Raw genomic sequence first — 21,111 nt, forward strand, 5'->3', positions numbered from 1 at the left:
TCCCGCCGGTCAATATTTCCCCAGTCAGCCGTGCAGACAATGAGGCCGCCGGTTGGGTGCTCTGCTCGGCGCCAAGCACGGCGAAATGCAGCGCCCCAGGAACGCCTTCAAGGGTCTCGCGCGCTGATCGTTGGAGCAACACAAAGGCCTCCGGACGGAACGTCGGTTCCGGCCCGGAGGCCTTTGTCGTGCCGGGCCCCTGCTGCTGGGCGCAGGAGCCGGCCGTCTGATTCGGCGTTGACGAGGCCGATAATATTGCCGTCCGCCAGCAGGTCTGGGTCGGGGGCGTACCGCTGGGACTGAGCATCATCCGGCGACCTTGGAGAAACCCTAGGCAGCTACTCCCGGAGCCAGTCCGCGCAGGAATTCAGGTTCCGGGTGACGCTTTCGACGGCGGCCGCCTCGTTCCGGACTGCGATCGCCTCCACCAGTTCGCCGTGGCCTTCATGCGGCAGGCCGTTGAAGCCTCCCCGGCGCTGCTGCCGGAGGAGATCATTGTGGAATACGACGCCGAAGCTGACGTACAGCTCATGCAGCAGGGGATTCGCCGAGGCCTGTGCCACCAGCACGTGGAAGTCCCATTCGGCACGGGCCCAGGCGGGGTAGTCCTCGGCCAGCCAGGCAACGCGGCGAGCGGCGAGCAGCTCGCGCATGGCGGTGACGGCGTCGGCCGTCGCATGGCGGGCGGCGAGCCGGGCCGCTTGGGTGTCCAGGCCCACCCGGACCTCGAGGATGTGCACTTGGGAGTGGTCCAGATACAGGCGCTGCGTGGCACCGGCAATCTCGCTGGTGGCCCGAACGTAGGTGCCGTCCCCGCGGCGGACCTCAAGCATTCCGCTGTGGGCCAGCGCCTTGATGGCCTCGCGCAGGGTGCCGCGGGAGACGCCGAAGGCAGCCGTCAGTTCCGGTTCCGCCGGGATGCGCTGCTGCAGCGGCCACTCGCCCGAGTGGATCAGCGCCCGCAGCTTGGCGGTGATTTCGTCCACCAGCGGGGGCCGGTGCGAAGCGGTGAGGGTCATCGCGGAGTCCTTTCGGCGGACTGCGGAGTTTTGGGCCGGTCCGTGAGGAGCTGGCCGACGGCGATCTGGCCGAGGGCCACAGCCAGCAGCAGGATCAACGGCAGTGTCCAGGAGCCGGTGGCGCTGTGCAGCAGGCCCATGCCGAAGGGCCCGAGGGTGGCCAGCAGATACCCGGCGGACTGGGCCACGGTGGACAGTGCCGTGGTCTCCTCGGTGGTGCGGCCGCTGCGGCTGATCATCACCATGACCAGCGGGAAGATGCCGAGCCCGAAGCCGAGCAGTACCGCCGTCAGGGGCGCCCAGTCGACCGGCAGGACCAGCATCGCCAGGACGCCGAGCGCCATAGTCACGGTGGCCAGATGGAACGCGCCCCGCAGCCTGCGCGGGCGGGATCCGATTGCCACCAGCACCATGCCGGCGGGGACGGAGACGAGCTGCATCAGCCCGAACATGAGCCCGCTCGCGGAAGCGGTCATCCCCATTGTCACGAGCATGTACGGGAACCAGCTCATGATGGCGTAGGCCAGGAGTGCCTGGACCGTGAAGCCGAGGGTGATCAGTGCTCCGGTCCGGGTGCGCAGCAGGGGCCAGGGGGAAACCCGGGCGGCCTTGACGGCGGACGCATTCCGGTGGGCATGCACTGCAATCGGGAGGAAGCCGAGGCAGGCGAACAGGGCCATGAAGCCGATGGATCCTACGCCCGCGGAGGGCGATCCGAGCGCCTGCGCCACGGGGACGATCAGTACGGCTGTGACCGTGGCGCCCGTGGTCATGGTCACGGTGTAAAGGGCGGTCATGAGGGACGTGCGGTCCGCGAAGTGCACCCTGATGAAGGACGGCATCGCCACGTTGCACACGGCCAGCCCCGACATGCCCACCACAGTGCCGGCGAGCAGCATTCCGGTGGACGGGATGCCCCGCAGTACCAGTCCTGCGGCCAGCATCACGAGGGAGAGCAGGATGGCCTTTTCGAGTCCGAGTTGCCGGGTCAGCCAGGACGTGGCGGCGCCGGCCACCGCGAAACACAGCGTAGGGATCGACGGGATGATGGCACCGATCAGCGGTCCGTAGCCCAGCACTGCCTGCAGGTCGTGAAGCAGGGCAGCCGCCCCGGTGATGCCGGCCCGCAGGTTGAGCCCGATCAGCACGATCGCGACGACGCCGGCCACCGCCACGCCGCGCTGCCGCCCGCGGACCGTGCCGGGGGAGGGTGCTGTCTCGGGGTGGGCGGACTCCGCCGTGTTGCTAGCCATACCTAAAGGTTAGACGTTTGATGTTTGAGATCCGGATTTAAGTGGTAAATATCTCGGCCAGGGACAGCCGTTGCACCGGTGTCCACGGCCAATCGGGATGGGGATGTTTGTCAGTGCGGGTGGCGTGCGCTCAGCCGCTGTACGGCGAGCGCCAGCCACAACTGCACACGGTCCGCCGTCTGGGCAGGGTCATAGCCGGTGAGCTCGGTGATCTGGGCCAGCCGGTAACGGACGGTGTTCCGGTGCAGCGTGAGGTCCTCGGCGACGGCGGCTACCGAGCCGTTGTTGTTGAGGTAACTTTCTAGTGTGGTCATGAGCTCGGCCCCGTGCGTGGCGTCGAAGCTGCGAAGCGGATTCAGCGACTCGTTCGCCATATCCGCCAGCGGAACATCCTCGCTGGCCAGCAGCAGCGAGGTCAGGCTGAGCCGCTCGGGTTCGTTGACGGGCAGGCCGTGGCTGGCGGCGTCGCGGGCTTCGAAATAGCTCCAGCGCAGCCCGTTGGGTTTTGTGTACGACCCGCCGATCCCGATCGTGGCATGCAGGCCGGCTTCGGCCAGATGATCGCTGAGGCTGCGGGCCAGCCCGCTGGCGCCGCTGCCGTCGTCGGGGATCACCGCGATCAGGTCCTTCCCGACGACGGCGCTCACCGCCTTGTCCAGCGGCTGCGGCAGTGAGGAGCTTCCGAGCTGTTTGTGGTGCGCCGCCGACTCGGCGAGCAGCACCACATTCTTGCGGGTGCTGTTGATGCCTATACCGGCGAGCCGGCGGGTGGCTTCGCTGGAATCCAGGGTTCCGTGGATCACGTCCTCGAGGACCTGCCCGGCGAGGGCGCGCTGCGACTGGCGCTGCTTGACCATGTTATTGAGCTCGACGCTGATCAGGTTCTGGGCGTAGCCCACAATGCCGGAGTCCTCGAAGGGCTGTTTGATCCAGAGGGTGCACGCATCGCGGCGGCCGGTCGGGATGGGGTAGGAGGCCCAGCCGTCGGTGCTGGGGGCGGGATTGCCCGCCACACTGTTGTAGAGCTGGGCGGTGAACTGGGTCAGCACAATCTCGGTCCGCAGCATGGAACCGAGGTGCTTCAGCAGTTCGGCGAGGCCGCCGCCGGTGAGGAGGGCCCGGGCGAGGATCTGGTGCCCGGCGATGAGCCGCTCGAGCTTGGAGTAGTGGTCCGCGGACTGGGCGTCGGCCACGAGCTTGCCGATGGCGATGAAGGGCGTCTCGTAGGGGACCTCGACGACGGGCAGGCCCCAGCGGTTGGCCTCGGCGATCAGGGCCGGCGGCACGTCGTCGTGCGTCAGGCCGATTCCGAAGCCGATCCCCACGGCACCAGCCCGCTGGACCTGACGGACGAAGCGGCGCTGGTCCGGGGCGCTCCGGAGCCGCATGCCGGTGGTGAGGACGAGTTCGCCGCCGTTGAGGAACCGCTGCGGGTCCTCCTGTTCCGTGACGGCGACCCAGAGGATGTCCTGGTGCGAGGTGGTTTCCGCGAGGCCCGCCTTGGTCAGTTTGAGGGACGGAACCCCCAGCAGGGCAGCAAGTGAAATGGCCATGGATTCAGGATAGCCGGGGGCTGGTCAAGCGCACTAAAGTATCGCGGCAACGGTGTGCAGGTGACTATTCCCAGCCCCGCAGGCCTGGCATAGGCTCGGAGCAGTCTAATTAGGGCCCTTCAGCGCGAAAGAGGTTGTACACCGTGGTTCAAACCTTGCAGAACTTCATCAACGGCGAATTTGTCACGCCCGCCGGCACCGGCATGCTGGACATCGTCAATCCCACGAACGGTGACGTGGTGGCGAAGTCACCCGTCTCGGTGCAGACCGACGTCGACGCCGCCATGACCGCCGCGAGGGATGCCTTCAAGAGCTGGAAGCACACGACGCCGGGGCAGCGCCAGCTCATGTTGCTCAAGCTGGCCGACGCCGTGGAGGCGCACAGCGACGAGCTCGTGGAGGCCCAGCACCGCAACACCGGGCAGGTCCGCTCCCTGATCGCCTCCGAGGAGGTTGCCGCCGGCGCGGACCAGCTGCGCTTCTTTGCCGGAGCCGCACGCATCATGGAAGGCAAGTCCGCCGGGGAGTACTTCGAGGGCCACACCTCCTACGTCCGGCGCGAGCCGATCGGCGTGGTGGCCCAGGTGGCGCCGTGGAACTACCCGTTCCTGATGGCCGTCTGGAAGATCGGCCCCGCCCTGGCGGCTGGCAACACCGTGGTGCTCAAGCCCTCGGACACCACCCCCGAGTCCACCCTGGTTCTGGCCCGCCTCGCCGGCGGGATCTTCCCGGCCGGTGTGCTCAACGTCGTCCTCGGCACCGGCGAGACCGGCGCCATGATGGTGGACCACAAGGTCCCCGGACTCGTCTCCATCACCGGCTCCGTCCGCGCCGGCATCGCCGTCGCCTCCGGTGCCGCCAAGGGTCTCAAGCGCGCGCACCTGGAGCTCGGCGGCAAAGCCCCTGCCATCGTCTTCAAGGACGCGGACATCAAGAAGAGCGCCGCGGCCATCGCCGAATTCGCCTTCTTCAACGCCGGCCAGGACTGCACCGCAATCACCCGCGTGCTGGTCCAGGACGAAGTGCACGACGACGTCGTGGCAGCCATGGTGGAACACACCAAGACCCTGCACACCGGCTCGCAGAACGACGAGGACAACTACTTCGGCCCGCTGAATAACGTCAACCACTTCAACGCCGTGACCTCGGTGATCGAGCACCTGCCGGCAAACTGCAAGATCGAGACCGGCGGCCACCGCGCCGGTGACAAGGGCTTCTTCTTCGAGCCCACCATCGTCACCGGGGCCAAGCAGAGTGACGACATCGTCCAGAAGGAAACCTTCGGACCCGTCATCACCGTGCAGAAGTTCAGCACGGAGGAAGAGGCCATCGAGCTGGCCAACGACGTCGAGTACGCCCTGGCCTCGAGCGTCTGGACCACCGACCACGGTACGGCCATGCGCGTCAGCCGCGACCTGGACTTCGGTGCCGTCTGGATTAACACCCACATCCTGCTCACCGCCGAAATGCCGCACGGAGGCTTCAAGCAGTCCGGCTACGGCAAGGACCTGTCCATGTACGGCGTCGAGGACTACACCCGCATCAAGCACGTCATGTCCGCACTTGATGCATAACTCAGTCGCGTAACCCAGTCGCATGACCCAATCGCATGACCCAGATGCCTAACCCCGATGCATAACTTAGGCGCCTAACCCGCACGCTTAGAAAGGCTTTCCCATGACCACCACCGCACATGACATCACCTACCGTCTTGAGCAGAAACGCCGCGTCCAGGCAGATTTCCCGGGCCCCAAGTCCCTCGCCCTGACCGAGCGCCGCAAGGCCGTCGTGGCCGCCGGCGTCGCATCCAGCGTTCCCGTGTTCGTCGCCGACGCCGACGGCGGAATCATCCACGACGTCGACGGCAACTCCTTCATCGACCTCGGCTCCGGCATCGCCGTGACGAGCGTCGGCGCCTCGGATCCGGCCGTCGTCGGCGCCGTCAAGGAGGCCGTGGAGCACTTCACCCACACCTGCTTCATGGTCACGCCGTACGAAGGCTATGTCGCCGTCGCCGAGCAGCTGAACCGCCTCACCCCGGGCGACCACGAGAAGCGAACTGTGCTCTTCAACTCCGGTGCCGAGGCCGTGGAAAACGCCGTCAAGGTGGCCCGCCTGGCCACCGGCCGCAACGCCGTCGTCGCGTTCGACCACGCCTACCACGGCCGCACCAACCTGACCATGGCGCTGACCGCCAAGGCCATGCCGTACAAGACCAACTTCGGCCCGTTCGCCCCCGAGGTCTACCGCATGCCGATGAGCTACCCGTTCCGCGAGGAAAACCCGGAGATCACCGGCGCCGAGGCCGCCAAGCGCGCCATCACCATGATCGAGAAGCAGATCGGCGGCGAGCAGGTGGCCGCGATCATCATCGAACCCATCCAGGGCGAGGGCGGCTTCATTGTCCCGGCCGAGGGTTTCCTGCCGGCGCTCGCGGCCTGGGCCAAGGACAAGGGCATCGTCTTCATCGCCGATGAGGTCCAGTCCGGCTTCTGCCGAACCGGTGAATGGTTCGCCGTGAACCACGAGGGCGTCGTCCCGGACATCATCACCATGGCCAAGGGCATCGCCGGCGGCATGCCGCTGTCCGCCATCACCGGCCGCGCCGACCTCCTCGACGCCGTCCACCCGGGCGGCCTCGGCGGCACGTACGGCGGCAACCCGGTGGCGTGCGCCGCGGCACTGGCCTCGATCGGCTCGATGGAGCAGTACGACCTCAACGGCCGCGCCCGGCGCATCGAGGAGATCGCCCTCGGCAAGCTGCGCGAGCTCGCCGTCGAGCAGTCCGTGATCGGGGACGTCCGCGGCCGCGGCGCCATGCTCGCGATCGAACTGGTCCAGGCCGGCTCGAAGGAACCGAACCCGGAGCTGACCAAGGCCGTCGCCGCCGCCTGCCTCAAGGAGGGTGTCATCATCCTCACCTGCGGCACCTACGGCAACGTCATCCGGCTGCTGCCCCCGCTGGTCATCAGTGACGAGCTGCTGCTGGACGGACTCGACGTCCTGGCCGCGGCCATCAAGGCCAACGCCTGACAGGCCGGAAATAGCAGCCGAGCCGCGGACCAGCTTTGGGTCCGCGGCTCTTCTGCTATCTCGCGGTGTTATTCCCGCGGTGTTATTTACACTCTGTTATCACCACTGCTGCTATTTCCACTGCGTGGAGTCCAGCTGGATTGCCACGACATACAGGTGCTGCCCTTGTTCGATCTTTTCGACCTCGTATACGCGCACCTTGGTTTCCGGAACGGTTCCCATCGGACGGCCCACACCGATTCCGTAGCTGAGCACGCCTTCGAAGTCGCCGGCCGGGGCGTAGCTGGTGAGGGCCTTGTAGCCGATGTTGGGCGCCGGAGCGCTCTTGACAGTGCTCGCCGTGCCGTCCGCCGTGTGCGCCTGGGCGCCGCGGAAGACGACCCGGAGGATCGCGCCGGTGCCCGGCAGCGGGACGGGCAGTCCGCTGCCGTCGGCGAGCAGTTCGGGAACAAACACAACGTCGTAGCTGGGGAAACCGCCGCTAAACCGGAAGCTGAGCTGGTCGAAGGGCGGAGTCTCCGCCGGATGCTGGCCTGCCCCGATCGCGGCGAGCGTGGGCAGCGGGGCCGCTGGCGGCGGAGAAATCGGCACCGGGTTCTCATGCGTGGCCTTGAAGGGCCGTCCCGGGCCTGGCCAGGACCAGTCGAGGGCGATCTTGGAGGAAATCACCTTATCGCCGGTCTGCGGCGGCCCGGTTTCGTCGGTGTCGCCCGGCACGCTGGCGGTCGCGGACGGTGCCGCGGCAGACGGTGCGGCGGCAGACGATGCCGAGGCGGAGCCCGTGGCCTGGCTGCTTCCGCCGGGTGGTGGTGTGGACGGGGTACAGGCTGTGAGAGTCAGCAGCAGTGCCAGCAACCCCAATCCGACGTTCCTTGCTGCGGTTTTCTGCGCTCTGATCGCACCCACGGCGGGCTCCCCTCGACCATTCCAGCCTAGGCGTGGAAGATTCCCCTGCTCAGGGCCAAAAGTCACGAATTATCACGGGCTATTCCGCGCCGCTGGGCTAGAGTCGTTCCTACCACTGCAGGAACGCAGAGACCGGCCGACGTCGCCCGGAATCCCCGGAGCAAAGCTGGCTTCTGCCCAGACCCATAAGGGGTTCATACATGCGATACGTAGTCGGCTATACACCCAACGAACGCGGGGCCGACGCCGTCGCCCTGGCCTCGGCCATGGCCCGTGCCCTGGGGGCGGACCTTGATCTGGTTCATGTGGTGGACCGGCGTGCCCCCTCCCTCGCCCCGAGTCTGGAGAGAAGCCGCGTCGACGCCGCTGAACAGAAAGTGCTCAGCGTGGAGCGCGAAGGACTGTCCCTGGTACCGGAGGGGCTGGAGGCCCGGTTCCACGACCTTCCGGCGGAGTCGTTCGCGGCGGGCCTGATTGATGCGGCAGTGGAGTACAAGGCAGGCCTGATCGTGGTGGGCGCGGCGAGCAACGGCCTGTTCAAGCGGTACAGCGTGGGAAGTGTGGCCAACGCCCTGCTCCATGCCTCGCCTGTGCCGGTGGCACTGGCGCCGCGCGGCTACCGGCGCACGGAGCCCATCACGCGGCTGACCCTCGCGGTGGGCCAGCGCACCGGCGCGGAGGCTGCCATCGGCGCCGCGATCAAATCCGCAGAACGCCGCGGCGTCCCGCTGCGGCTTGTCTCTCTTGTGGAGCTCGACGCCGAAGGAGACAGCGGCGAGAACATCAACGCTGCCCATATCCACGCCAACACCGTCCTCACCGACGCCTCCCACCGGCTCCCAGCCGGGCACCCCGTGAACGTTGAAGTCGCGCACGGCAGGACCATCGAGGAAGCGATCGACGACCTTGAGTGGGACGACGGCGAGATCATGATCGTGGGCTCGTCCCGGCTGGCGGAAAAGCACAAGCTCTTCATCGGCAGCACCGCCAACAAGGTGCTGCGCGCCCTGCCGGTTCCGATGGTGGTGGTCCCGCGGGACTACGAAGGGGTCGATGCCAGCCCGGAGCTCTGACCAACCACCCCTGCGCGAACCCCAACTGCGCGAACGGACACTTCAGGCCCGGTTTTCAGCCAAAACGGGGTGCGAAATGTACGTTCGCCGGGGGTGTGCGGGGTTGTGTGGGGTGTGCGGGGGGTGTGCTGGGGCTCAGGCGGCGGCCCGAGCCCGGGCCAGCTTCCGGATGACGGAATTCTTCCGTGCGGTCCGCAGCATGTCCACGGTGAGCACCAGCAGCGCAAGCCAGACGACGCCGAAACCGATCCAGCGGTCCGTGGTCATGGTTTCCTGGAAAACGGCCAGCGCCACGATGAACTGCAGGACCGGGGCAAAGTACTGGAGCAGGCCGATCGTGGTCATGGGCAGGCGGCGGGCGGAGGCGCCGAAGAACAGCAGCGGCACTGCGGTAATGATGCCCGACGCCGCGAGCAGCCAGAAGTGACCGGCGCCATGGGTGCCGAGCGTCGCGGCTCCGCTGACACCGAGGAAGATCATGGTGGCGGCGGCGAGCGGAGCCAGCACGATGGTCTCGACGGTGAGGCTGGTGATCGCATCCGCACGCGGTCCCACCCGCTTCTTGACGAAGCCGTAGAGGCCGAAGCTCAGCGCCAGGGTCAAGGCAATCCACGGCAGCTTCCCGTAGGAGACCGTCAGGACGCCGACGGCTATGAAGCCGATCACGACGGCGGCCCACTGCAGCCGGCGCAGCTTCTCCTTCAGGACGAAGACGCCCAGCAGCACGGAGACCAGCGGATTGATGAAGTAGCCCAGCGAGGCTTCCACGGCCTGGCCGGTGGTCACGCCGTAAGTGTAGGTCAGCCAGTTCACCGCGATCAGCCCGGCCGCGATGGAGAGCGGGCCGATCACCGTGCGATTCCGGAAAGCGGCTCCGAGTACCCGCCAGGACCGGGTGATCGTGACCAGCAGGGTGCAGAAAAGCAGCGACCACACCACACGGTTGGCCACGATCTCGACAGCGCCGGCCGGTGCCAGCACGAAGAAATACAGCGGGAGCAGCCCCCACAGCCCGTAAGCGCCGATCCCGAACAGGACGCCCGCCGTCGTGTCCTTGTCCACGGCCTTGAGCGCCGCCGGTTGCTGCGGCGACGGGCTTCCCGAGGGTGCTGGCGCACCCGGGGCGGTCAGCGTGGTTGGGGAGGAGGATCCGTCGGGTTTAGGCACAAGATCAATAACACCACCTGCCGTGCCCCTATTCCTGCCTTTTATTCCCGCGGAGGGCGCGGATCCCTGCGATCTCAGTCACGGAGGGCCCCACGGGTTCCTGCGGACATTTAGAATAGGGGATTGTGCGCTGCATCAACCGGCGCTGCCGCTAAGACTCAGAAGGGCTCCCGTTGTCCAACCCGGCCGAAACCACGTCCAAACGTCCGCTCCGCGTTGCGATTGTCGGCGCGGGACCGGCCCGGCGTCTACGCCGCGGACATCCTGACGAAGTCCAATGAAGTCAAGGACGGCGATTTCGAGGTCAGCATCGACCTCTTCGAGGCGTACCCGGCGCCGTACGGGCTGATCCGCTACGGCGTGGCCCCGGACCATCCCCGGATCAAGGGCATCGTCAACGCCCTGCACAAGGTCCTGGACCGCGGGGACATCCGCTTCCTCGGCAACGTCACCTACGGCCACGACCTGACCCTGCACGACTTCCGCGCCTTCTACGACGCCGTGATCTTCTCCACCGGGGCCATCAAGGACGCGGAGCTCGATATCCCCGGCATCGAGCTCGAGGGCTCCTTCGGCGGGGCTGACTTCGTTTCCTGGTACGACGGACACCCGGATGTGTCCCGCGAGTGGTCGCTGGACGCCAAGGAAATCGCGGTGATCGGCAACGGCAACGTGGCCCTGGACGTGGCCCGCATGCTGGTCAAGCACGCGGACGAACTGCTCGTCACCGAGATCCCGGACAACGTGTACCAGGCCCTCAAGAATTCCCCGGTCACCGACGTGCATGTGTTCGGCCGCCGCGGGCCGGCCCAGGTGAAGTTCACCCCGCTGGAACTGCGCGAACTCAGCCACGCCAGGGATGTGGACATCGTCCTGTACCCGGAGGACTTCGAGTTCGACGAAACCTCCGACGAGGCCATCCGCAGCAACAACCAGATCCGCACCATGGTCAACACGCTGACGAACTGGCTCGTCGAGGAGCACGCCGAGGCCGAGGAGCCGTCCTCCCGCCGGCTGCACCTGCATTTCCTGCACAGTCCGGTCGAGATCTACGACGACGCCGCCAACCCCGGCAAGGTGGCCGGCATCAAGTTCGAGCGGATGCAGCTGGACGGCACCGGCAGCGTCAAGGGCACGGGCGAATTCCTCGACTACCCGGTCCAGGCCGTCTACCGGGCGATCGGCTACCACGGCTCGCCGCTGGACGAACTGGAATACGACGCGCGCCGCGGCGTCATCCCCAACGAGGGCGGGCGCGTGCTCGACGCCGAGGGCAATCCGGTCCCCGGGATCTACGCCACCGGCTGGATTAAGCGCGGACCCGTGGGCCTGATTGGCCACACCAAGGGCGACGCGCTCGAGACCATCGGCTTCCTGCTCGAGGACCGGCTGACCCTGCCGCCGGCGCAGAACCCGGACCCGCAGGCCATCATCGATCTCCTCGAGGAGCGGGGCATCGAGTATACGACGTGGGAAGGCTGGATCAAGCTCGACGCCCACGAACTGGCGCTGGGCGAGGAGTGGTCCAGTTCGGAGGACGCCAGCGGCATCGTGCGGGAACGCGTCAAGGTGGTGCCCCGCGAGGACATGGTCGAGATCTCCCGCAGTTAGTCCCGCTGCACGCCGGTGCCGGTGTCCTCGATGCCAGGTGTGACGAGGGGGCTGCAGGCCAGGCACCCCGGGCATCCTTGTCGTCGGGCTCCGGCTCCGGCTCTGGCGGGCAGCGGACACGCCCACTAGACTGGGCCGGACGCGGCTGCTTCAAGCACGCCGTCGCGCCCGTCAGGTGGGAGTTCAATGAGGAAAGTGGTCCATCCGGCAGCTCGGATCCATCCAGTAGGTGGAGTCACCGCGGAGCTGCGCCAGCAGTATGCCAGCGCCGGCCATGAGCAGCTGGACTCCAGGGGGCTCGTGTTCCCGGAAGACCTGCAGCTCCCCGGACTGAGCAGCCTGATCCAGGACTCGTGGCGGCGCTCGGCGCAGTTGCACGCCAACCCGGACAATCCTGAGGCCCCGCTGGCCATGGACCGCGACGAACTCGAAGAGTACCGGCGGCAGCATCCGCTGGCTGCCATCATGCCGGTGATCCACAAGCTCCTGGTCCTGCCGAGCCACGACAGCGGGATGCTGGTGGCCGTGGGCGACGAGGTGGGCCGGCTGCTCTGGGTCGAAGGCGACGCCGCCATGCGGCGCCGGGCCGAGGGCATGATGTTCGTCCCGGGTGCCGACTGGTCCGAGGCCACGGTGGGCACCAGCGCGCCGGGGACCGCTCTGGCCCTCGGCCGCGGCATCCAGATCTCCGGCGCCGAACACTACAAGCGCTCGGTGCACCCGTGGAGCTGTACGGCCGTGCCGTTCCATGATCCCGATTCCGGTGCCCTGTTGGGCGTCGTCGACATCACCGGGACCGAGTCCGCCGTCGCGCCGCACACCCTGTCCCTCGTCGAGGCGACCGTTGCCGCGGCGCAGGCTCATCTGCGGGTGGAACGCCTCCAGGCGGCCGCAGCCCGGCAGTCCTCGCCGTCCCGACGGCGGAGCCCGGCGTCCGCCTCGTCGAAGGACGGCCCGGAGAAGGGAGCCGGAAGCCTGTACCGCAACAGCCTCCAGCTCCTCGGCCGGGACCAGGCCCTGCTCAGCATCGATGGCCGCACCGTGGCCCTGTCCGGGCGGCACAGCGAAATCCTGGCACTGCTCAGCACCCACCCCGAAGGGCTCAACGCTGAGGAACTCTGCACCCTGTTGTACCCCGGGGAGGCCTCCACCATGACGCTGCGGGCCGAGATGGTGCGCCTGCGCAAGGTCCTCCAGCAGCTCAACCCGGACGCGGTTCCGGAATCCCGGCCCTACCGGTTGCCGATGGATCTGGTGCCGGACTCCGGACAGGTCCTCAACTGCCTGCAGCGCGGCGCCCACCGGATCGCGCTGGAGATCTACCGCGGTGCCGTGCTGCCGCGCTCGGAAGCGCCGGGCATTGCCGAACTGCGGAACCGGGTGTCCTCCCTGCTGCGGGAGGCTGTGCTGACCGACGGCAGCGCCGAATCGCTGCTGAAATACGCCGGGCTGCCGGAGGCGAGGGACGACGTCGAGGTCCGCAGCGCGGCGCTGAGGCTGCTGCCGCCACGCTCACCCAAGCGGGCCGCCGTCGTCGCCGATCTGGAACGGTTGGACAGCGAACTCAGCGCCTGAGGGTGCTGCGTGACCCGGATCACTTCGGTTGCAACCTGACTGCAACCTCCCGGCTCCTACGCTGGGTGCAACGGCGACGGCCACTACCAGGCCGCCACCATCTTGCACAGCAAAGGAGCTAGCAATGACTGTTTACGCCCAGCCCGGTACCGAGGGCTCGAAGGTCACCTTCAAGGACCGCTACGAGAACTGGATCGGCGGAGAGTGGGTTGCCCCGGTCAAGGGCCAGTACTTCGAAAACATCACCCCCGTGACCGGAAAGGCGTTCTGCGAGGTTGCCCGCGGCACCGCCGAGGACATCGAGCTGGCGCTGGACGCCGCCCACAAGATCGCACCGTCCTGGGGCAAGACCTCCGTCGCCGAGCGCGCCGCGATCCTGAACAAGATCGCCGACCGGATCGACGAGAACACCGAGATGCTCGCCGTCGCCGAGTCCTGGGACAACGGCAAGCCGATCCGCGAGACCCTCAACGCCGACATCCCCCTCGCCGCGGACCACTTCCGCTACTTCGCGTCCGCCGTCCGCGCCCAGGAAGGCCGGTTGTCACAGCTCGACGACGACACAACCGCTTACCACTACCACGAGCCGCTCGGCGTCGTAGGGCAGATCATCCCTTGGAACTTTCCGATCCTGATGGCCGTCTGGAAGCTCGCACCGGCCCTCGCCGCCGGCAACGCCGTCGTCCTGAAGCCGGCCGAGCAGACGCCGTCCTCGATCCTGGTGCTGATGGAACTCATCGGCGACCTGCTGCCAGCCGGCGTCCTCAACGTCGTCAACGGCTTCGGCGTCGAGGCGGGCAAGCCGCTTGCCTCCAGCCCCCGCATCCGCAAGATCGCCTTCACCGGTGAAACCTCCACGGGCCGCCTGATCAGCCAGTACGCCAGCCAGAACCTGATCCCGGTCACCCTGGAGCTCGGCGGCAAGAGCCCGAACATCTTCTTCAACGACGTCGCGGACACCAATGACGCGTTCTACGACAAGGCCCAGGAGGGCTTCACGCTCTTTGCCTTCAACCAGGGTGAAGTCTGCACCTGCCCGTCCCGCGCCTTGGTCCAGGAGGGCATCTACGATTCCTTCATGGCCGATGCCGTGGCCCGGGTGGAGAAGATCATCCAGGGCAACCCGCTGGACACGGAGACGCAGCTCGGCGCCCAGGCCTCCAACGACCAGCTGGAAAAGATCCTCTCCTACATCGACATCGGAAAGCAGGAGGGTGCCAAGGTACTCACCGGCGGCTCCCGTGCCGAAATGACCGGAGACCTCGCCGGCGGGTACTACGTCCAGCCGACCATCTTCGAGGGCCACAACAAGATGCGGATCTTCCAGGAGGAGATCTTCGGCCCGGTGGTCTCCGTGACCCGCTTCAGCGACTACAACGACGCCATGGGCATCGCCAACGACACCCTCTACGGGCTGGGTGCCGGCGTCTGGTCCCGCAACGGCAACGTCGCCTACCGGGCGGGCCGCGAGATCCAGGCCGGCCGGGTGTGGGTCAACAACTACCACGCCTACCCCGCAGGGGCTGCGTTCGGCGGCTACAAGTCCTCCGGCATCGGACGCGAAAACCACTCCATGATGCTGGACCACTACCAGCAGACCAAGAACCTCCTGGTCAGCTACAACGAGAACAAGCTCGGCTTCTTCTAAGCCGCACCAAACAGGGCGGGGCGGATCAAGGAGTGGTCCGTCCCGCCCGTACCATTTGCACACCAGCGCGGGCGGACGCCGGCTCACTGTACACGCCCTATCGCCACACTCAAGCTTGATGACGCAAGGATTTCGCCATGACGACGACAATGACGACGACAATGCAAGCCGCAGTAGTAACCGAATTCGGCAAGGACCTGCAGATCCAGACCCTCCCCGTTCCAGTGCCGGGACGCGGCGAGGCACTCGTGAAGGTACTGACCACCGGCGTCTGCCACACAGACCTCCACGCCGCGGAAGGCGACTGGCCGGTGAAGCCGACCCCGCCTTTTATCCCCGGCCACGAAGGAGTCGGCGAGGTCGTAGCCCTCGGTGAGGGTGTCACGGACCTGGCCCTCGGAGACCTCGTCGGCAATGCGTGGCTCTGGTCCGCCTGCGGCGATTGCCAGTACTGCCGCACCGGTTGGGAAACCCTTTGCGAAGCGCAGCAGAACGCCGGCTACAGCGTTAACGGCTCCTTTGGCGAGTACATGTTGGTGGACACGCGCTTCGCGGCCAGGATCCCGGCTGGCTCGGACCCCGTGGAGGTGGCCCCGGTGCTCTGCGCCGGAGTGACCGTCTACAAGGGACTCAAAATGACCGAGGCCCGGCCCGGCCAGTGGGTCACCATCTCGGGCATCGGCGGACTCGGCCACATCGCCGTCCAGTACGCGGTTGCCATGGGCCTCCGAGTTGCTGCGGTGGATATTGCAGATGACAAGCTCGCCCTGGCCAAGAAGCATGGTGCGGAGCTGACCGTCAATGCCCTGCACGCGGATCCCGCCGAAGTCATCCAGCGCGAAACCGGAGGTTGCCATGGAGTCCTGGTCACAGCTGTGCACCCGTCAGCATTCGGCCAGGCGATCGGGATGGCCCGCCGCGGCGGAACGATTGTGTTCAACGGCCTGCCGCCGGGTGACTTCCCGGCGCCGATCTTTGAGATTGTGCTCAAGGGCCTGACAGTCCGCGGTTCCATTGTGGGAACCCGGCAGGACCTGCAGGAAGCCCTGGAATTCTATGCCCAGGGCAAGATCCATCCCACGGTCTCCACGCGGGAACTCCCCGAAGTGAATGCTGTTCTTGACGAAATGAAGCACGCCAAGATCGACGGCCGCGTGGTTATCAAGTACTGATCAAGAAAGGGCACTGATGCCAGAGACAAAGCTCGACGCCGCCGTGACCCGCCCCGGTGAGGACTTCTCCCGGGTGGCGCTCACACCGGAGGCGGTGGAACTTCTGCTCAAAATGTGGATCCAGCACGGACCGCTGATGTTCCATCAGTCCGGCGGCTGCTGCGACGGTTCCTCGCCGATGTGTTATCCGGCAGGGGATTACCGGGGACTCGGACGTACTGCTGGGTCTGTTCGACATTTCGGATGGGCTTCGGCCCCAGCCGGTGGAGTTCTGGATGTCCAAGGAGCAGTTCAACTACTGGAGCCACACGCACCTGACCGTGGACGTGGTCCCGGGCCGGGGGAGCGGTTTCTCGGTGGAGTCGCCCGAAGGTAAGCGGTTCCTGATCCGGTCCACTTTGATGGATTGGCCGGTCTAAACCGGAGGACGGATCCGAAAGGGGTCTGTGCAGGGAGACCTGCACAGACCCCTTTCGTCTCAGTATGTGGGACAAAAATGGCCGTCCAGTGGATGGACACTAATCTGGATAGGTCTGTTTCCAACAAGCTACCGAAATTGTGGACTTTCCAATGAACTTATTCCGGACCAAATCCATCGAGCAGTCGATGTCTGACGCCGATGAACCCGGACGCAAGCTGAAGCGTTCGCTCAGCTCCTGGGACCTGATGATCATGGGTGTCGCCGTTGCCGTCGGCGCCGGTATCTTCTCGGTCGGGGCCAAGGCTGCCGCGAATTTCTCTGGACCGGCGGTGACCATTTCCTTCGCCATCGCCGCTGTCACCTGCGCGCTCGCGATCATGTGCTACGCCGAGTTCGCCACCGCCATCCCGGTGGCGGGCTCCGCGTATGTGTTCACCTACGCCACCATGGGCGAGTTGCTCGCCTGGATCATCGGCTGGAACCTGATCCTTGAACTGTTCACCGCCGCCGCCGTGATCGCCAAGTACTGGGGCATCTACCTGAGCAAGGTGTTCGCTCTGATGGGCGTCGACATTCCGCCGTCCATCTCCCTCGGCGGGGTGGACCTCTACTGGGGCGCCTTCCTGATCGTCGCGGTGTTCACCGTGCTGCTGGTCCTCGGGACCAAGCTATCGGCCCGCGTTGGCAACGTCTTCACATTGATCAAGATCGCCGTCGTGCTCTTCGTCATTGTTGTGGGCTTCAGCTACGTGAAGTTCGAGAACTACGCCCCGTTCGTGCCCGCCTCGGAACCGACTGGCGGTACCGGAACGGCAGACGTCCTCAAGCAGTCCTTCTTCGGCTTCCTCACCGGAGCCGCTCCCGAACAGTACGGAACGATGGGCATCTTCGCCGGCGCCGCCCTGGTCTTCTTCGCCTTTATCGGCTTCGACGTCGTCGCCACCTCGGCCGAAGAGGTCAAGAACCCGCAGAAGACGCTGCCCCGCGGCATCTTCGGCGGCCTCGCCGTCGTGACCGTGCTCTACATCCTGGTCTCCCTGGCCCTGACCGGCATGGTGTCCTATACCAAGCTGGCTGAAGCCGAGAACCCGACCCTGACCACGGCCTTCGAGGCCGTCGGTAACACCGACGCGGCCAAGGTCATCGCCTTTGGGTCGCTCGTGGGCCTGACCACGGTGATCATGGTGCTCCTGATGGGCCTCTCCCGCGTTGTCCTGGCCATGAGCCGAGACGGCCTGCTGCCGCGTTCCTTGTCCAGGACCAGCACCATCCGCGCGACGCCTGTCCGCCTCCAGATCATCTGCGGCGCCGCGGTGGCGGTGGTAGCAGGGCTGACAAACGTGGACCTGCTCGAAGAAATGATTAACATCGGCACGCTGTCCGCGTTCGTCACCGTCAGCCTGGGCATCCTGGTGCTGCGGAAGAAGCGCCCGGACCTGAAGCCGGCATTCCGCGTGCCGTTCGGCAAGGTGCTCCCGATTGTCTCCGCAGTGCTCTGCCTCTACCTCATGACGAACCTCGCGGTGGAGACCTGGATCTTCTTCGCCGTCTGGCTCGTGATCGGTGTCATCATCTACTTCTCCTACGGCCAGCGGCACTCCCGGCTGAACGAGAAGTTCGCCGAGGCCAAGGCATCGGTCAACCGCCCGTCCGAGAGGGCTGCCGGCGCGGATGCCGAGAAGGCAGCCGACGACGACGAAGACGCGCTCAGCCGCTCCTGATCGGGGAGTAGCCGGTCCCGGCAAAGCGAAGTCGCCGGAGACGTGCGAATTCGCCAGGGAACTTTCCGGCGAATTAGCACGGCTCCGGCGATTTCGGCGTTTGGCCGTGCGGGACATTGACCTCAGCACGTCTGAGACCCCCAGCACGTCTGACGCCAATAGCGGCTCGCGTCAGGGCGCGGCGTAACGGCCGATCCACTCCACCAGGGGCCGTAGCTCCTCCCAGCGCCGGGCCACTTCGTGGGCTGCATCTGGTGTGGAGAGCCAGCCGGGTTGGCCCACGTTTACGCCCGCCGTGAGTGACTTGTGCTTAAGCAGCTCTGCCCTTGGATGGTCTTTGTCGAAACCCCTCGGGACAGTTTTGAGGCTCTCGCCCTCTACCGCGAAGCCGGCCGACTCAACCCCCTGCAGGACTCCGCCGCTGGCCTCGGCATCGACGGCGTTGCGAAAGCGTGCCAGCTGCGCCGGCGTGTGGGTGTGGCAGCCTCCTCCGATGAGAAGGCCGTCAGCGCTGAGCTGGATGTAGAAGCCCACGCCCTCCGCAGTCGACGCGAATCCCCCCTGCGCGGTCTTGTAGGGCGATTTGTCCAGGGAAAACCGGATGTCCCGGTTTGGCCGGAAGAGCTTCGCCTCACCGAAGGCCGGCTCCAGCTCCGCGAGCAGCACGGTCAGCGGCCCTTTCACTGCGGCGTCGTAAATTGCCTTGTGGGTCAGCCACCAGTCGCGGTTGTTGTTGTGTTCGAGATCGGCATAGAACCGGAAGGCGGCATCCGGGATGCCTTCGAATGGGGTCATGCATGAATCCTAGGGACTCGCCCGGCGTCATGGCGAGGGGGCCCGCGTATGTGGAAAGAACAACACACCCCGCCGCGGATATCCGCGACGGGGTGTGTTGTTTGTCCAGCAGACGTAACCGGGAGTTAGCCGATCTTGTTGGCTGCCTCGGCGTCCGAGGTGACAACGCCTGCCCCTACCGCACCCAGGTTGGCGCGCAGCTTGGCGCCGAACTCGGCATCGACGTTCGTCCAGTACTGGATGGCGCGTTCCTTGATGTCTGCGTTCTTGACGCCGCTGACGGCGCCCGTGACGGTCTCGAGCAGGCGGGCCTTCTCGCCGTCGTTGAACACCTCGCGGTACAGCGTGCCAGCCTGGCCGAAGTCGCCGTCCTCAGCGTGCAGGGAGTGCGCGGAGAGCGTCAGCGCGCCGTCGTTCTCCCAGCCGCCAGCCGCATTCTGCGGCTCCACGGCAGCCGGGCCGCCGAGGGAGTTCGGGGTGTAGACCGGAACCGAGGGGGCGTTGAAGTGGTAACGCCCCGCGCCGTCCTGGCTGTAGTTGTTGACCTGGCTCTTCGGCAGGTTCACCGGGAGCTGGGCGTGGTTGGTGCCGACGCGGTAGCGGTGGGCGTCCGCGTAGGAGAAGATGCGGGCCTGCAGCATCTTGTCCGGCGAAGCCGCGATGCCCGGCACGAAGTTCGACGGCGCGAAGGTGGCCTGTTCGATCTGCGCGAAGTAGTTCTCCGGGTTCTTGTTCAGCTCCATGGTGCCCACCTTGATCAGCGGGTAGTCCGAGTGCGGCCACACCTTCGTGAGGTCGAACGGGTTGAAGCGGTACGTCTTGGCATCCTCGTACGGCATGACCTGAACGTGCAGGTCCCAGGACGGGAAGTTGCCGTCGGCGATGTTCTCCTGCAGGTCGCGGATGTAGAAGTCCCCGTCCGCGCCGGCCAGAGCCTCGGCCTCGTCGCCCGTCATGGACTTGACGCCCTGGTTGGACTTGAAGTGGTACTTGACCCAGAAACGCTCGCCCGCGGCGTTGATCCACTGGTAGGTGTGCGAGCCGTAGCCCTGCATTTCGCGCCAGGAGGCGGGCAGGCCGCGGTCACCCATGAGCCAGGTGACCTGGTGCGCGGACTCGGGGGAGAGGGTCCAGAAGTCCCACTGCATGTCGGCGTCACGCAGGTGCGTGCCCGGGAGGCGCTTCTGCGAGTGGATGAAGTCGGGGAACTTGATGCCGTCGCGGATGAAGAACACCGGGGTGTTGTTGCCGACGAGGTCGTAGTTGCCCTCGGTGGTGTAGAACTTCACGGCGAAACCGCGGGGGTCGCGCCAGGTGTCCGGGGAGCCTGCTTCGCCGGCGACGGAGGAGAAGCGGATGAGCATGTCCGTCTCGACGCCCGGCTGGAAGAGGGCAGCCTTGGTGTACTTCGAGACGTCTTCGGTGGTCGTGAAGGTACCGAACGCGCCACCGCCCTTGGCGTGCACGACGCGCTCCGGCACACGCTCGCGGTTGAACTGGGCGAGCTTCTCGATCAGGTAGTGGTCGGTCAGGATGATGGCGCCGTCGGCGCCGGTCGTCTGGGAATGGGCATCGGACGCGACCGGTGCGCCCGACTGCGTCGTCGACCGGGCTGGGGCGGATACGGGTGAGACGGGCGCAGAAATGTTCGCAGTCATCTTTCTCCTTCTGGTTGGGTTTTCTTAGGTTCGATCGGAGGGAAGTTTTTGGGTGCGCTGGCAGTCCTGGCAGATGCCCTGGTACATCACGTCAGCGATCTGGATGGTCATCGGCTTGGCGCCCTCGTCCCAGTGCGGGGTGAGGCACGGCGCATGGCCCACGGCGCAGTCCACGTCCTCGACGCGGCCGCAGCCGATGCAGACGGCGTGGTGGTGGTTGTCCCCCACGCGTGTCTCATACAGGGCGGGGGAGTGCGGGGGCTCGAAGCGGCGCAGCATCTGCAGATCCGTCAGGTCACCCAGGACCACGTAGACGGACTGGGCCGTCAACTCGGGCAGTTCCTGGCGGGCGGCGGCAAGGATGCTCTCCGCGCGGGAGTGCGGATGGTGTTCGACGGCGGCGAGTACGGCCAGGCGCTGCTTGGTCACCCGGCGGCCATGGGCACGCAGGGCGGCAGCCCATGCATCGTGAGTGCCCGCTGAATCCGTCATACCCCCATTCAAGC

Annotated in this window: 15 protein-coding genes and 2 pseudogenes; 9 read left to right on the forward strand and 8 right to left on the reverse strand. The window is 66.3% G+C overall.

What is annotated here, in order from left to right; all coding sequences use genetic code 11:
- Positions 1-338: 338 nt before the first annotated feature.
- The 3 genes from ACVWZ8_RS12145 to ACVWZ8_RS12155 all read right to left on the reverse strand — a co-directional run bounded on the left by ACVWZ8_RS12145 (position 339) and on the right by ACVWZ8_RS12155 (position 3,825).
- Positions 339-1,019, reverse strand: coding sequence for a FadR/GntR family transcriptional regulator (locus tag ACVWZ8_RS12145; protein WP_426979113.1), 681 nt, complete (start codon positions 1,017-1,019; stop codon positions 339-341).
- Positions 1,016-2,272 carry an MFS transporter gene (locus tag ACVWZ8_RS12150; protein WP_426979112.1) on the reverse strand — a complete coding sequence of 419 codons (1,257 nt, stop codon included), beginning with the start codon at positions 2,270-2,272 and terminating at the stop codon, positions 1,016-1,018. The genes ACVWZ8_RS12145 and ACVWZ8_RS12150 overlap by 4 nt, the downstream gene beginning before the upstream one ends.
- Positions 2,273-2,382: 110 nt before the next feature.
- Positions 2,383-3,825 carry a PucR family transcriptional regulator gene (locus ACVWZ8_RS12155; RefSeq protein ID WP_426979111.1) on the reverse strand — a complete coding sequence of 481 codons (1,443 nt, stop codon included), beginning with the start codon at positions 3,823-3,825 and terminating at the stop codon, positions 2,383-2,385.
- A 143-nt stretch (positions 3,826-3,968) separates the two neighbouring features.
- Here ACVWZ8_RS12155 and ACVWZ8_RS12160 point away from each other — a divergent pair, with 143 nt between their 5' ends.
- Positions 3,969-5,399 (forward strand): gamma-aminobutyraldehyde dehydrogenase, encoded by a 1,431-nt coding sequence (locus ACVWZ8_RS12160; protein WP_456504785.1) that lies wholly within the window; start codon positions 3,969-3,971, stop codon positions 5,397-5,399.
- Between the two features lie 103 nt (positions 5,400-5,502).
- Positions 5,503-6,858 carry a 4-aminobutyrate--2-oxoglutarate transaminase gene (gabT, locus tag ACVWZ8_RS12165; RefSeq protein ID WP_456504786.1) on the forward strand — a complete coding sequence of 452 codons (1,356 nt, stop codon included), beginning with the start codon at positions 5,503-5,505 and terminating at the stop codon, positions 6,856-6,858.
- A 111-nt stretch (positions 6,859-6,969) separates the two neighbouring features.
- Here the strand turns inward: gabT and ACVWZ8_RS12170 are convergent, their stop codons facing one another.
- On the reverse strand, positions 6,970-7,764 hold the full coding sequence (locus tag ACVWZ8_RS12170) for an AMIN-like domain-containing (lipo)protein (RefSeq protein ID WP_456504787.1): 795 nt from the start codon (positions 7,762-7,764) through the stop codon (positions 6,970-6,972).
- A 200-nt stretch (positions 7,765-7,964) separates the two neighbouring features.
- Here ACVWZ8_RS12170 and ACVWZ8_RS12175 point away from each other — a divergent pair, with 200 nt between their 5' ends.
- A complete protein-coding gene (locus tag ACVWZ8_RS12175) occupies positions 7,965-8,837 on the forward strand; it encodes a universal stress protein (RefSeq protein ID WP_456504788.1) in 873 nt (290 codons plus the stop codon).
- 135 nt (positions 8,838-8,972) lie between these two features.
- On the opposite strand, the gene rarD is transcribed toward ACVWZ8_RS12175, so the two are convergent.
- Positions 8,973-10,013, reverse strand: a complete 1,041-nt coding sequence (rarD, locus tag ACVWZ8_RS12180; RefSeq protein WP_456505944.1) for an EamA family transporter RarD — start codon at positions 10,011-10,013, stop codon at positions 8,973-8,975.
- A 164-nt stretch (positions 10,014-10,177) separates the two neighbouring features.
- Here rarD and ACVWZ8_RS12185 point away from each other — a divergent pair.
- The 6 genes and pseudogenes from ACVWZ8_RS12185 (at position 10,178) to ACVWZ8_RS12210 (ending at position 18,152) form a co-directional block, all read left to right on the forward strand.
- A pseudogene (locus ACVWZ8_RS12185) lies at positions 10,178-11,615 on the forward strand (FAD-dependent oxidoreductase).
- Between the two features lie 186 nt (positions 11,616-11,801).
- Positions 11,802-13,190, forward strand: coding sequence for a GAF domain-containing protein (locus tag ACVWZ8_RS12190; RefSeq protein WP_426979105.1), 1,389 nt, complete (start codon positions 11,802-11,804; stop codon positions 13,188-13,190).
- 124 nt (positions 13,191-13,314) lie between these two features.
- Positions 13,315-14,838 carry an acetaldehyde dehydrogenase ExaC gene (exaC, locus tag ACVWZ8_RS12195; protein ID WP_354240515.1) on the forward strand — a complete coding sequence of 508 codons (1,524 nt, stop codon included), beginning with the start codon at positions 13,315-13,317 and terminating at the stop codon, positions 14,836-14,838.
- A gap of 149 nt (positions 14,839-14,987) precedes the next feature.
- Positions 14,988-16,010: an alcohol dehydrogenase AdhP gene (gene adhP, locus ACVWZ8_RS12200; RefSeq protein WP_456505945.1), complete on the forward strand. Its 1,023-nt coding sequence runs from the start codon at positions 14,988-14,990 to the stop codon at positions 16,008-16,010.
- Between the two features lie 16 nt (positions 16,011-16,026).
- A pseudogene (locus ACVWZ8_RS12205) lies at positions 16,027-16,429 on the forward strand (DUF779 domain-containing protein).
- 151 nt (positions 16,430-16,580) lie between these two features.
- The gene (locus tag ACVWZ8_RS12210) at positions 16,581-18,152 is read left to right on the forward strand and encodes an APC family permease (RefSeq protein ID WP_426979102.1); all 1,572 of its coding nucleotides are present in this window, start codon (positions 16,581-16,583) and stop codon (positions 18,150-18,152) included.
- A 171-nt stretch (positions 18,153-18,323) separates the two neighbouring features.
- Here ACVWZ8_RS12210 and ACVWZ8_RS12215 read toward each other — a convergent pair whose 3' ends face one another.
- From ACVWZ8_RS12215 to ACVWZ8_RS12225, 3 genes are all read right to left on the reverse strand, one after another.
- Positions 18,324-18,947 (reverse strand): DUF2461 domain-containing protein, encoded by a 624-nt coding sequence (locus tag ACVWZ8_RS12215; RefSeq protein WP_456504789.1) that lies wholly within the window; start codon positions 18,945-18,947, stop codon positions 18,324-18,326.
- A 125-nt stretch (positions 18,948-19,072) separates the two neighbouring features.
- Entirely contained in the window at positions 19,073-20,605 is a 1,533-nt protein-coding gene (locus ACVWZ8_RS12220) for a catalase (RefSeq protein WP_426979100.1), read from the reverse strand.
- Between the two features lie 24 nt (positions 20,606-20,629).
- Positions 20,630-21,097, reverse strand: coding sequence for a Fur family transcriptional regulator (locus ACVWZ8_RS12225; RefSeq protein WP_426979099.1), 468 nt, complete (start codon positions 21,095-21,097; stop codon positions 20,630-20,632).
- Between the last annotated feature and the right edge of the window lie 14 nt (positions 21,098-21,111).

The organism is Arthrobacter sp. UYCu723, assembly GCF_054059215.1.